This window comes from Vibrio lentus (assembly GCF_030409755.1).
GTDB classification, from domain to species: Bacteria; Pseudomonadota; Gammaproteobacteria; order Enterobacterales; family Vibrionaceae; genus Vibrio; species Vibrio lentus.
In genome coordinates this window covers 2827902-2840789 of sequence record NZ_JAUFQE010000002.1, presented here as the reverse complement: position 1 = coordinate 2840789, position 12888 = coordinate 2827902, and the positions used below count along the sequence as shown (strand labels likewise).

Below are 12888 nucleotides of genomic sequence, written 5' to 3'. Positions count from 1 at the left end.
AAGTGCTCTCTATTATTCGATAATTACTAGAGCTTGGTCGAATTCTACTGGTTGACCGTCTTCAACTAGGATTGCTGTTACAACACCAGACTTATCAGCTTCGATTTGGTTCATCATTTTCATTGCTTCAACGATACATAGAGTTTCGCCAGCCGTTACAGATTGACCAACTTTAACGAATGGTTTTGCATCTGGGCTTGGAGCGCCGTAGAAAGTACCAACCATTGGAGAAAGAACTTGGTGACCAGCTGGAACTGCAGGAGCTGCTGCTTCTGCTGCTACAGGTGCCGCCGCAGGTGCTGCTGCCGCTACAGGAGCTGGAGCCGCTGCATATTGAATAGGCGCTGCAGATACAGGGCTGTTACGACTGATTCGTACTGACTCTTCACCTTCAGAGATCTCTAGCTCAGAAATGCCAGACTCTTCAACCAATTCGATTAGCTTTTTGATTTTGCGAATATCCATTGTTTCTTTCTCTTTATCTGTTGATTGAACTTACTCTTTGACTGAGTAGGTTAGTAATAGTTCGTTGTTTTTATTTACTTTGCGTTGAGCTTGTTGAGCGCAGCCGTCAAAGCAAATTGATAACCTTGGGCACCTAAGCCACAAATCACACCTTCTGCTTTATCAGATAGGTATGAGTGGTGACGGAATGGTTCACGTGCGTGAACATTCGATAGATGAACCTCAATAAATGGGATAGCAACACCAAGTAGTGCATCACGCAACGCCACACTGGTATGTGTAAAGGCCGCTGGGTTGATAATAATAAAATCAACATTTTGATAAGCACTATGGATAGCTTCAATCAGTTCATACTCACGATTTGACTGTAAGTGAGACAGCTCAACATCTTGTGTTTTCGCTTGCTCGGTCAAAGAGCTAATAATCTGGTCAAGTGTTTGAGAACCGTAGTGTGCAGGCTCTCTAAGGCCTAACAGGTTAAGGTTTGGGCCATTTAAAACTAGAATGCGAAACTTTGTAGACATTGTGGGGCTATCTTCCTTTATCGTGTTTACGAATGTGAATGTTGCCATTTTATTGAAAATTTGGGGTTAATTTCCAGTAAGAAAAACCCAAATTTAAAAATTAGAACCAGATTATAGCTAATTCAGCGCAAATCGCAGCAATTTACTGGTCTAATCTCCTATAAGTACGGCATGGAATTGTTATCAACTTAACAAAAAACCGCGATTGCCTTAATTTTATCGAAGATATTTGAGATCAAGATCAGCCATAAAAAAACCGCCACATAGGTGACGGTTTATTAATGGCTGTTTTAAACAGTGATAAGCTAATGTGACGGGTTGCTTATGCCAGTTCAGCTTTCTCTGCAATCAGTTTATCGACCACGCTTGGGTCTGCCAGTGTTGACGTATCGCCTAGGTTGCCAGTATCGCCAGTGGCAATCTTACGCAAGATACGACGCATGATTTTACCTGAACGAGTTTTCGGCAGAGAGTCTGTCCAATGCAGAACGTCTGGTGTTGCGATTGGGCCAATCTCTTTACGTACCCAGTCTTTCACTTCTTTATGAAGCTCTGCGGTTGGGAACTCACCATCATTAAGCGTGATGTAAGCGTAAATTGCTTGGCCTTTAATATCGTGAGGAATGCCCACAATCGCTGCTTCTGCAATCTTATCGAACGCCACTAGCGCAGATTCAATCTCAGCGGTACCCATACGGTGACCTGATACGTTAAGCACGTCATCGACACGGCCCGTAATCCAGTAATAACCGTCTTCATCACGACGAGCACCATCACTGGTAAAGTACATACCTTTAAAGGTAGAGAAGTAAGTCTGCTCAAAACGGTCATGATCACCATGAACGGTACGCATCTGGCCTGGCCAAGAGTCAAGAATCACAAGGTTGCCGTCAGTCGCGCCTTCAATGATGTTGCCCATGTTGTCGACAAGCGCGGGTTGCACACCGAAGAATGGACGAGTCGCTGAACCCGGTTTTAGGTCTGTTGCGCCCGGTAGTGGAGCGATTAAGATGCCGCCCGTTTCTGTTTGCCACCATGTATCGACAATTGGAGACTGCTCGTTACCAATTGTTTTGTAGTACCACTCCCACGCTTCTGGGTTGATAGGTTCACCTACCGAGCCCATGACTCTTAGGCTGTCACGAGAAGTGCCTTCAACGGCTTCATTGCCTTTCGCCATCAATGCACGAATAGCCGTTGGCGCAGTATAAAGAATATTAACTTGATGCTTATCAACCACTTCACTCATTCGGCTTGTGTTCGGGTAATTCGGCACGCCTTCAAACAGGATGGTTTTCGCACCATTGGCAAGTGGTCCGTAAACAAGGTAAGTGTGACCGGTAATCCAGCCCACATCGGCTGTACACCAGAAGGTTTCACCTTCTTGGTAATCGAATACGTATTTGAAGGTCATGGCTGCATAAACAAGGTAACCACCTGTGGTGTGCATTACACCCTTAGGTTTGCCTGTTGAGCCTGATGTATAAAGAATGAATAGTGGATCTTCTGCATTCATCTCTTCTGGTGGGCAATCTGCCGATACGTTTGCGATAGCATCATGCCACCACACATCACGGTGTTCGTGCCAAGCAACATCGCCGCCAGTACGTTTGAAGACCACAACCTTTTCGATGTTCTTCACTTCAGGGTTAGTCAGTGCTTCATCGACATTCTTCTTCAGTGGAACAGCACGGCCGCCACGCACGCCTTCATCGGCAGTGATAACGACTTTAGAATTTGAATCGATAATACGACCAGACAGTGCTTCTGGAGAGAAACCGCCAAATACCACAGTGTGAACCGCGCCGATGCGGGTACATGCCAGCATCGCAACCGCCGCTTCTGGAACCATTGGCATGTATAAACAAACCACATCGCCTTTACGTACGCCTTGCTCTTTCAGAGCATTAGAAAACAGGCACACTTCTTTGTGCAGTTCGTTAAAGGTTAGGGTTTTATCATCAGCAGGGTCATCGCCTTCCCAGATGATAGCGACTTCATCACCGCGATCAGCAAGGTGGCGGTCGATACAGTTAGCCGAAACGTTAAGCGTGCCATCTTCAAACCAGCGAATATCAATGTGGCCTGGGTCGAAAGAAGTATTTTTTACCTGTGTGAAAGGTTTAATCCAATCAACGATTTTTCCGTGTTCACCCCAAAAGCCTTCAGGGTCAGAAACAGATTGCTGGTACATGGCTAGGTAAGTGTCATTATCCGCGTGTGTGGTTGATTTAATATTTTCTTTTACCGGATAAACGTGGGCTTCACTCATTGCATCTCTCCTTGTGCCTACATTCTTAATGAACTGGCAACTTCCTTTGTGTTCAGTTTCTAAGTCTATTACAGGACCGTCGTTGTGCTATCACTCTCGGCTAGGACGGCGATTTCCACAATTAGACTTTAGGATGAGACGCCGCTTTTCACTTACAAAATAGCGAGTTAAGTTCATTTTTGCGATATTGCTCTCTATGTAGAGAGGCAATGGTTGAATTAAGAATAAGAAGAGTTGAAACGAGGTAAACCACCGTGTTTAAGGCGAACAAAGATAAGGGCGGCGGAGATAGCGTCTTGTAATGCATCATGTTTATTGACCGGGATAGGTAGATCCAGCTGGCGACAGATGGCGTCCATACTGAGATCAAAATAGGCATTGGGTAGCTGTCTTTCGAGTTTTTCTTGATAGAGCTGGCTCACTTCGACTAACCGGTTAGGCAGTGGAAATCCGAGTTGTTTTAAACAGGCGCGGTCGAGAATTTTCTTGTCATAGCGGATGTGATAGCCAACTAAAGGGCGATTACCAATAAAGTCGAGCAGCTCGATCAAAGCCTGTTTCTCTTCGATCCCATGCTTGAGATCTTGATGGCGAATGCGATGAATTTTGATTGAATTGCAATCGAGCGATTGAGGGGCTCGCAGCCGGACCTCGAAAGGTTGGCTGGTAATAATTCGATTACCAATGATTTTTGTGGCGGCAATGGTGACCAATTCGGCCTGATTGGGGTCGAGGCTGGTGGTTTCACAATCAAGAGATACGTATTCGTGATTAGCAGGCGCAGCAAACAGAGGCTGATAAGCAGAGCCTTTGAGCTTGTGATGCCAGTAATAACGAATCAATCTATTCATCGTTCAGTCACCTAATCTCTGATTTGATAGTGGTAGCCGAGCCATTGCTTGAACTTTTTGACCACATGTAAGCTATGGCGAAGTAAGTCTCGGTCTGCCCGTTCCATCAGTTTAACGTCGATTTTATTGCTGCTGTGTTGTTGTGAAAGTCGCTGAGCTAAACGCCATTTAAAGAACTGTTTGAGCGCTTCATTGAGATTGTCCGCGGTACTTTGCTCTAATACCCTCTTGCTAACGAGCTGTTCAATACGCTCAAAGGTGTTGTTCACCGTCACACCATGCTCAAGGCAAAGTGCTCTCACACCGTGGACTATCGGGAAAATACCACCTTGCTTGATATCGAGCCCTGACTTGGATTTTTTCACGTTACCAAATAGGGTGAGGGGAACTGAAAAGTTCAGAGCTGGGCGGCAGAATTCAGTCAGAATCAATTCCTGTCCTAGCATCAAATCACTCAGGTGTTGCTTGACCGGTTTTAAAAGTTCTCTATTACCCGCAACGGCATGTGCATCTGACATGATGGCAATATCCATCACGGTATCGGGCGTTGCCTTTTTTACCCAACGGGTGAGCGTTTGTTTCCACTCTTGTTGTGAATGAACCCATTTCGGGTTGTTGACCATCACGTTGCCCGGGCAGAGTGGGTAGCCCAATTGTTGCAATGTATGCGTTAGGTCGTTCATGGCGCTTTGGCATTGGTGCCACTCCAAACCATCCTGAATAATCAGCGCGTTGTCTTGATCGGTTTTAAGGATTTGCTCTCCGCGACCTTCAGATCCCAATACAATCAGGCAGCAATGATTATGCAGTGCGGGTGGGATAACCAACTCAAAAGCCTTCTCTATGATCTGTTCATTAACGGCTGAAATTAGCTCCATGATGAAGCGCGTTCGAATGCCGTTACTGAGTAGGCTTTCGACCAGTTGACGTTGTTTGTTGGAGGCTAATGCGAGCTCTTCAATGCTGGTGGCTCGCGCAATACGCAAAGTAAGAACGTGAGAATGAGTAGAGAATGCACTCAGAATCTGCGTCATATCCACCATACCAACAGCATTTGGGCCATCACAAACCATCAACCTTTTTACGCGATTTCGGGTCATGGTGATCATGGCGTTAAACAAGAAGTCCCCTTGATTAACGTGCAGTACAGGGAACGTTGCTATCTCGCCAACCGCGGTATCGAGCGGATGATTATCGAGCATCACCGCGTGCAATAAATTGGTTCTTGTGACGATTCCATACGGAAAGGAACATGATGATCCAAAAGCTTTTGGATCATCATGTTCCAAATGAATAAGAGCCGAGTCCAACCCTTGTTCTTTAAGGGTTTGAGTGACTTGGTTGATAGGTTGTCCGGGTTCCAGTATCAGTGGAGGGTGATAGATCGACTCGTCCACTTTGGTCAGTATGAACTCGGCAAGGTTTTGTTGCTGTTGGGCAGCTTCAATTAGCGCTTTTCGTGTCGAAAGGTTGCTATCAAAGTAAGCGGCAAACTGGCCATTGGCGTGGTACAGATCGAGAAAGATATCGGTTGGCAGTAGATAACTTAGCGTATCTTCAAGTGCGATATATTGGTGTTTGGTGTGAGGTTCAAACTGACTGCGTACATCGAAGATATCGTCATTGGCATAATGTGCGTAGATTTCCCCATCGCTGCTCGCTCGTTCCTCCACGGCTCCTTTAATCAGAATATGCAGATGGCGACTAGGGCGGTCTGCCTCCAATATCACCTCGTGTGCTCGGTAATAAACCACATCTAATGAGGAACGCAGCGTTAACTGCTCCGTGTCGGACAGGCTATCGAAGGGCGGGTGCTGCATATTAAATTTATCAGGCATAAGCATCGAAAGAAGTAGGAGTCTCTTTTCAGTCTGACAAATTACCAGCGAAGCTCCAGACGACTTTAGTCTAAATGCGATCGTGGGTGCAGGTGAGCGCCGGATACCTCACTCAAATGGGATATCGATATTCATTGAATACAGGAATACTATCTCTTCAATAATTCCCTTTTTCATCGTATGCGACGTAGGCATAATTGGTTTTGCCTTTTTCCGCACACTTTATAGGTTATTTATGTTTAGCCCTTCTCCCTATGGCTGGATCTCCCAGTATTTTCTTGGTTTCTTTTTTGCCTATGGCGTTTATTTGCCATTTTGGGCGCTGTGGTTTGAAGACCAAGGTGTCTCTGCGGGTGACATTGGTGTCCTGATTGGTATTGGCTTTGCGACGCGTTGTGTTGCCAACCTAGTGATCACCCCACGTATCCATAAAGTTGAGCATTTAATGCCGGCTTTGCGTTGCTTGAGCTTCGCGGCATTGCTGTTTGTTGGCTTCCACTTCTTCACCGGCGGTAGCTTTTTATTGATGCTGCTTGCCACAGTATTGTTCAACCTATGCTGCGGCCCGATCATTCCATTGTCTGATGCAATGGCGAACCATTACAGTCGCCTCAATATGCTTGATTATGGGCGTACTCGCTTGTGGGGGTCGATTGCATTTATCGCGGGCTCCACCGTGGTGGGTTTTTTGGTTGCGAAGTTTGGCACAGACATGATTTTGTATACCGCGTTTGCTGGTGTGCTGATGTCATTAGTATTGGCGATGAGAAATCCTAATGTGATGCCGGTGACAAACTCTGAGCAACAAGCGGTACGACCAAAATTAGGTGAGCTGCTGCGTGAATCGTCAGTAGTTAAATTTTTGGCCTTGATGGCGCTGCTGCAAGGTAGCCACGCTGCGTATTACAGCTTTAGTGCGATTTATTGGAAAGAGGCGGGTCACTCTGAAGCGATTATTGGTTACTTATGGAGCTTAGGTGTTGTCGCTGAGGTGGCCGTGTTTGCTTTAAGTAAACGCTTGTTCTCAGGGTGGTCACTGCGCACGCTGTTCGTAGTAGCGGCAATCGGGGTAATGGCTCGCTGGGGTATTACCGCGTCAACGACGGCTATTTTTGCATTGGTGATGGTGCAACTGCTTCACGGTGTGACATTTGCTATGGCGCATATTGCTGCGATTCAATACATTCAATCTGAAGAACAGAACAAGATGGTTGCCCTGCAAGCTTTGTATAACGCGATTCCATTAGGTGCATTTATCGCTCTAATGACAACCCTGAGTGGTTGGGGTTATGAACTTTGGGGTGCGAATATTTTCTGGGGCATGGCCGCAATGGGTGCACTTGCACTGTTCATTAAGGTTGATGAAAGAAGTTCAGTGGTTGAAGTCAATCAAACAGCGTCAACTCAATCTGATGCTCAGAATTAAAGCCCAAAGCACAGAATTTAAGCGATGCGATTGAGTTAAACGCACTTCCCTAGTTAAATGAAACCTCTCCCTTATGGAGAGGTTTTTTTATGGATGAAGAAAGGGTTTTCAATGCAAGGATGGGTAGTAATTCCAGTCTCTTTAGCTTACTTGGGCGTGTTATTTCTGATCGCGTGGTATGGAGACAGGCAAGTTCGTTGGCTATCACGCTGGCGTCCATGGATATATAGCCTTTCTATTGCGGTGTATTGTACCTCTTGGACCTTCTACGGAACGGTCGGGCAGGCCAGTAATAACCCTTGGTCATTCTTACCCATCTACCTCGCCCCTATTTTAGTTTTCACGTTGGGGTGGCGGATCTTAGCTCGGCTGATCCTCATCGCGAAGCGTGAACACATCACCTCTATTGCCGACTTTATCGCGGCTCGTTATGGAAAATCTCAGGGCTTGGCTGTAGCCGTCACCGTGATTGCAGTGGTCGGTATTCTTCCTTATATCGCGCTACAGCTGCGTGGTATTACGATGGGCTTGGAGATTGTCGCCCCCGATCTCGCCGAAGATTTTGGATATCAGAATTATCACGTCTCTTGGTTTGTGGTCGGTGCATTAGCGATTTTTACGATGCTGTTTGGCACGCGGCACATCGATAACACAGAACATCACCGTGGCATGATGATGGCGGTGGCGTTTGAGTCGATTGTAAAGCTGGCGGCCTTCTTGATTGTTGGTCTGTTTATCATTTACCTCGCAATGAGCAGCGATAAAATCGACTTGCTTGATGTCGCGGCCTCCACTTATGAATCACCCAATATTCCCACGTTAGTGATTCACACCATTCTTACGATGTTGGCGATTGTCTGTCTGCCGCGTCAGTTTCACACCATGGTGGTTGAAAACGAACGACCTCAGGACTTACACACCGCTCGTTGGTTATTTCCTCTTTATCTCATCTTAATGGGGCTGTTTGTTCTACCGATTGCTTGGGCAGGTCAGGGATTACTTACGGGTATGCCGGCTGATACTTATGTGATTAGCGTGCCGATGGCAGAAGGGGCCAATCATATTGCTTTGTTAGCTTTCCTCGGAGGTACTTCGGCGGCGAGTGGCATGGTGATTGTCTCGACCATTGCATTAGCGATCATGGTATCGAATGATCTTGTGATGCCACTGTTGCTGCGTCGTATGCGTTTGACGCAAAGAACGCATAAACATTTTTCTGGCTTGTTATTGGTGATTCGTCGTGGACTGATCCTATTACTGTTGCTGGGTGCTTGGGCATTTTATCAGGCGCTCGATACCATTCATTCTCTGTCGGCGATCGGCTTTCTCTCCTTTGCGGCGATTGCGCAGTTTGCCCCCGCCTTGATCGGTGGTTTGTATTGGCGTTTGGGTAATCGAAAGGGCGTTTATGTTGGCTTATTAGTTGGCTCAGTGATTTGGCTAATTACCCTAATGAGCCAAACCAGTATGTTGGCGGGCGATAGCGACAGTAATTTACTGTTGTGGATTATTACGCCTCCAGAGCTACTGAGTAGTTGGGATGTCAGCAGTTCAAACTGGGGTATCGTGATGAGTATCTTACTCAATACCCTGTGTTATGTAGTGGTCTCGATGACAACACGCCCAAGCCTAAGTGAGCGCTTACAATCAGCAGCATTTGTTGGTACGCCACTGCCTGAAAATGAGAATATTAGCCTCTATCAGAACCGCGTTACGGTGGCTGAATTAGAGATGCTCGCCTCGCGTTTTGTAGGTCGTAAGCGAGCGAAAAGTGCTTTACACAGTTATTGGCAACAACACGGTCAGCCGCTGCTTCCCAATCAACAAGCGCCCGCAAGTCTGATTCGACACGCAGAGCGCGTGCTCGCCGGGGTGTTCGGTGCTTCGTCTGCTAAGTTAGTACTCACTTCGGCCTTGCAGGGCAGAAACATGCAGCTTGAAGAGGTGGCGACCATCGTTGATGAAGCCTCTGAACTGTACGACTTCAGCCGTGGTTTACTACAAGGCGCAATTGAACATATTGGCCAAGGCATTGCAGTAATAGACAAACAAATGAGGCTGGTGGCGTGGAATCAACGTTACTTAGAGCTGTTTGAATTCCCTGCTGGTTTGATTCAAGTTGGTCGACCTATTTCAGATGTGATTCGTCACAATGCTGAGCAAGGTTTATGTGGTCCGGGTGACCCAGAAGATCACGTTCGACGTCGTGTTTATCACCTTGAGCAAGGCACGCGACACACCTCATCTCGTATTCGTCCTGATGGTCGAGTGATTGAGGTGCAAGGTAACCCAATGCCGAGTGGTGGGTTTGTCATGAGCTTTACCGACATCACGGTATTCCGACAAGCAGAGCAAGCACTAAAAGATGCCAATGAAAGCTTGGAATCGAGAGTTCATGAGCGAACTCAAGAGCTCGAAAAGCTTAACCAACGTTTAGTTAAAGCCACTCAAATTTCGGATCAAGAATCTCAATCTAAGAGTCGTTTTCTTGCTGCGGTGAGTCATGATTTGATGCAGCCACTCAATGCTGCGCGTCTATTTGCTTCGTCGCTGTCTGAGGTGGCAAAAGAGCAAGAGGAGAAGCAACTTTCTTCTCATATCGAAAGTGCGTTGGGTGCGGCTGAAGATCTGATTGGCGACCTGCTTGATATCTCTCGATTGGAGTCAGGAAAATTAGAAACCAACATTCACGCGATTGCCGTGCATGATGTGCTGACCAATTTGAATGCTGAATTTAGCGCTTTGGCAACGCAGCAGAAGATCCAATTTCAGATGATCCCATCATCACTGTTTATTCACTCGGATCCTAAATTATTGAGACGTGTGATTCAGAACTTTTTGACTAATGCGTTCCGCTATAACCCAGAAGGAAAAGTGGTACTTGGCGCGAGACGAGTCAATGGTCAGGTACGAATTGATGTGTGGGATAACGGAACCGGTATCGATGAAGACAAGCAACAAGAGATCTTCGAAGAGTTTACGCGTGGTAGCCAAGTACGTGCTGATCAAGGTCTGGGGTTAGGGTTGGCTATCTCGAAAGGGATTGCTCATGTGCTTGGTCATCAAATCTCGATGCGTTCATGGCCGGGAGAAGGCAGCGTCTTTTCCATCACCTTAGCGAGAGCAGAGCGGGTGGCCCCAATTGTGCAAGCTTCAGCGCCAATGGCGACCAGTGATATCGAGCACTTGAAAATACTGTGTGTCGATAATGAGCGAGAAATTTTGGTCGGTATGGAGAACTTGATAGGACGATGGGGATGTGAAGTTAAGACCGCCGTCGACTTAGTCGAAAGCTTGAAGTGTCTCGATGATGATTGGCAACCGGATGTGATTTTCTCTGATTATCGCCTCGATAATGGCCGAACTGGACTCGAAGTCCTGCAGCAGTGTCGTTTACGTCTTGGGGACTCTTTTGAAGGTGTCATCATCAGTGCTGATAGAACAGATGACATGTTGGCAGCGATAAAGGCCAACAGCTTCAGCTTTATTGCTAAGCCAGTGAAGCCGCTAAAACTCAGGGCTGTTCTAAATCGTGTGAGTTAATTAGGAATAATCAGTTCTAATTCCGAATTAATGAACGGATGTAAAAAAGGCCTCAGATGAGGCCTTTTTTGTTTCGGTAAGGAGCGTTAATTCTTGTTCACTGATTCACTAACCTGCGATTCCACCCTGCGTCAGTGTGGTTGGGTCAAGCAGCTTGCTAAGTTCTTCTCGGCTGAGATCAGTTTCTCGTTCGGCAACATCTAGAATCGGTAAGCCTTCTTTATAAGCTTTCTTGGCAATATCAGCCGCTTTTAGGTAGCCAATCACAGGGTTAAGTGCGGTCACCAGAATTGGATTCTTTGAAAGCGCTAAATCGAGATTGTCTTGGCGCACGGTGAAGGTAGCAATCGCTTTATCAGCCAGTGCGACTGAGCTGTTGGCTAACAACTCTATACTTTCTAGAACGTTATGAGCAATAACCGGCAGCATCACATTTAATTGGAAGTTACCCGATTGGCCTGCAATCGTAATGGTGGTGTCATTACCAATCACTTGCGCAGCTGCCATGGCAGCTGCTTCTGGAATTACAGGGTTGACCTTGCCAGGCATGATAGACGAGCCCGGCTGCAGAGCCTGCAACTCAATTTCCCCTAAGCCAGCTAACGGGCCTGAATTCATCCAACGAAGATCGTTTGAGATCTTCATGATCGCAACTGCTGCAGTTTTAAGCTGACCTGACAGCGCAACGATCGCGTCTTGGCTGCTGAGGTTAAAAAAGAAGTTTTCACTCGAGGTAAAATTGATCTTTGTCGATTGAGACAGGTTACTTGCAAACTTATCGGCAAAGCGTGGGTCGGCATTGATCCCTGTGCCTACCGCTGTACCACCTTGAGCAAGCGCCTTGACTGCTGGCAAGCTGCTTTCTATCGCTTGCTTGGCATGTTCAATCTGAAATTTCCAACCACCAAGCTCTTGGGCAAAGGTAATCGGCATTGCATCCATTAGATGGGTACGGCCGGTTTTGACTACCTCAGCAAGTTCATGCTGTTTTACGGTAAGCGCCGCAGAAAGGTGGGTAAGTGCAGGCAGCAACTTATTTTCTGCCATCAAAGCGACACTGACTTGGATTGCTGTTGGCACGACATCGTTACTGCTTTGCCCCATGTTTACGTGATCATTCGGGTTCACGTCTCCTTGCAGACTTCTCGAAGCGAGTGTCGCAATTACTTCGTTAGCATTCATGTTAGAGCTAGTACCAGAGCCCGTCTGATAGACATCAATAGGGAATTGCTCGAGGTGTTTACCATCGATGATCTCTTGGCTGGCTTCGGCTATCGCGTTGGCAATATCACCTTCCAGTAAACCTAGCTGAGCATTAGTATCGGCGGCGGCCAGCTTAATTAACGCCAGTGCTTGAATGAAGCTGGTTGGCATCTTGTGTGAACTAAACGCGAAGTTATCCGCGGCACGTTGAGTTTGTGCTTGGTATAGCGCATCGGCAGGAACTTTCACTTCGCCCATGCTGTCTTTTTCTATCCGAAATTGTAGGGTCATGTTCTATCCTTGTTAGCCAAGTGGGGCTTGGACTTGTTGTAGTGTTTGGCTGAGATTCAAAAAACGCGCTTGGCCTTGTGGTTGCTGGCAGTAGTGGCGTTTCAAATAAAATAGTGGTGAGTGAATAGAGTCTAGGCAGATATGACGAAAGGTGAAACTGCGGTCACGAGACTCAATCGCTTCAATTAAATGGAAGAAAACTTGGCGCAGATACAGCTCGCACAACAAGATGTTTTCTTGGGCGGCATGCTTTTCATAGTAAGCCGAAAGCGTTAGTGCGCACTCGATGTAGTCTCGAATCACAAACGGCTCGTGGCCTTGAACTTGATCTAATGAAGCAAAGCGATCTTGTGCTTTGTAAAACCTCGAATAGAGACCCTGCTGTTCTTTCATCATTATTTGCATCTCTTTAATGGATGTTAATGATAATTATTATCAAATGAGATTTTAAAAACAACCCTTTGTTTGTCTTTTT

9 protein-coding genes are annotated in these 12888 nt (G+C 46.6%); 2 read left to right on the top strand and 7 right to left on the bottom strand.

Annotated features, from left to right (window positions below; all coding sequences use genetic code 11):
- Nucleotides 1-12 precede the first annotated feature (12 nt).
- The 5 genes from accB to QWZ07_RS21245 all read right to left on the bottom strand — a co-directional run bounded on the left by accB (nucleotide 13) and on the right by QWZ07_RS21245 (nucleotide 5956).
- Nucleotides 13-465, bottom strand: a complete 453-nt coding sequence (gene accB, locus QWZ07_RS21265; RefSeq protein ID WP_004729736.1) for an acetyl-CoA carboxylase biotin carboxyl carrier protein — start codon at nucleotides 463-465, stop codon at nucleotides 13-15.
- A gap of 74 nt (nucleotides 466-539) precedes the next feature.
- Nucleotides 540-989, bottom strand: coding sequence for a type II 3-dehydroquinate dehydratase (gene aroQ, locus QWZ07_RS21260; RefSeq protein WP_004729735.1), 450 nt, complete (start codon nucleotides 987-989; stop codon nucleotides 540-542).
- A 322-nt stretch (nucleotides 990-1311) separates the two neighbouring features.
- Entirely contained in the window at nucleotides 1312-3261 is a 1950-nt protein-coding gene (acs, locus tag QWZ07_RS21255; protein WP_192853329.1) for an acetate--CoA ligase, read from the bottom strand.
- Nucleotides 3262-3479: 218 nt separating this feature from the next.
- Nucleotides 3480-4112: a 3'-5' exonuclease gene (locus QWZ07_RS21250; protein WP_192853330.1), complete on the bottom strand. Its 633-nt coding sequence runs from the start codon at nucleotides 4110-4112 to the stop codon at nucleotides 3480-3482.
- A gap of 11 nt (nucleotides 4113-4123) precedes the next feature.
- On the bottom strand, nucleotides 4124-5956 hold the full coding sequence (locus QWZ07_RS21245; protein WP_192853331.1) for a DUF294 nucleotidyltransferase-like domain-containing protein: 1833 nt from the start codon (nucleotides 5954-5956) through the stop codon (nucleotides 4124-4126).
- Between the two features lie 229 nt (nucleotides 5957-6185).
- On the opposite strand from QWZ07_RS21245, the gene QWZ07_RS21240 reads away from it, so the two are divergent.
- Together QWZ07_RS21240 and QWZ07_RS21235 are read left to right on the top strand one after the other, a co-directional pair.
- Complete coding sequence (locus QWZ07_RS21240; RefSeq protein ID WP_102485548.1) at nucleotides 6186-7376, top strand: 3-phenylpropionate MFS transporter; 1191 nt, start codon at nucleotides 6186-6188, stop codon at nucleotides 7374-7376.
- Nucleotides 7377-7487: 111 nt separating this feature from the next.
- On the top strand, nucleotides 7488-10919 hold the full coding sequence (locus tag QWZ07_RS21235; RefSeq protein WP_192853332.1) for a hybrid sensor histidine kinase/response regulator: 3432 nt from the start codon (nucleotides 7488-7490) through the stop codon (nucleotides 10917-10919).
- Nucleotides 10920-11027: 108 nt separating this feature from the next.
- On the opposite strand, the gene QWZ07_RS21230 is transcribed toward QWZ07_RS21235, so the two are convergent.
- Entirely contained in the window at nucleotides 11028-12413 is a 1386-nt protein-coding gene (locus tag QWZ07_RS21230; RefSeq protein ID WP_192853333.1) for a class II fumarate hydratase, read from the bottom strand.
- Between the two features lie 12 nt (nucleotides 12414-12425).
- A complete protein-coding gene (locus tag QWZ07_RS21225; protein ID WP_102485546.1) occupies nucleotides 12426-12809 on the bottom strand; it encodes a hypothetical protein in 384 nt (127 codons plus the stop codon).
- Nucleotides 12810-12888 lie beyond the last annotated feature (79 nt).

What these genes read in the sequence shown, in the direction of transcription:
- QWZ07_RS21245 (WP_192853331.1), bottom strand. Translation starts at nt 5,956, where the DNA reads ATGCTTATGCCTGATAAATTTAATATGCAGCACCCGCCCTTCGATAGC.
- acs (WP_192853329.1), bottom strand. Translation starts at nt 3,261, where the DNA reads ATGAGTGAAGCCCACGTTTATCCGGTAAAAGAAAATATTAAATCAACC.
- accB (WP_004729736.1), bottom strand. Translation starts at nt 465, where the DNA reads ATGGATATTCGCAAAATCAAAAAGCTAATCGAATTGGTTGAAGAGTCT.
- aroQ (WP_004729735.1), bottom strand. Translation starts at nt 989, where the DNA reads ATGTCTACAAAGTTTCGCATTCTAGTTTTAAATGGCCCAAACCTTAAC.
- QWZ07_RS21250 (WP_192853330.1), bottom strand. Translation starts at nt 4,112, where the DNA reads ATGAATAGATTGATTCGTTATTACTGGCATCACAAGCTCAAAGGCTCT.
- QWZ07_RS21225 (WP_102485546.1), bottom strand. Translation starts at nt 12,809, where the DNA reads ATGATGAAAGAACAGCAGGGTCTCTATTCGAGGTTTTACAAAGCACAA.
- QWZ07_RS21230 (WP_192853333.1), bottom strand. Translation starts at nt 12,413, where the DNA reads ATGACCCTACAATTTCGGATAGAAAAAGACAGCATGGGCGAAGTGAAA.
- QWZ07_RS21240 (WP_102485548.1), top strand. Translation starts at nt 6,186, where the DNA reads ATGTTTAGCCCTTCTCCCTATGGCTGGATCTCCCAGTATTTTCTTGGT.
- QWZ07_RS21235 (WP_192853332.1), top strand. Translation starts at nt 7,488, where the DNA reads ATGCAAGGATGGGTAGTAATTCCAGTCTCTTTAGCTTACTTGGGCGTG.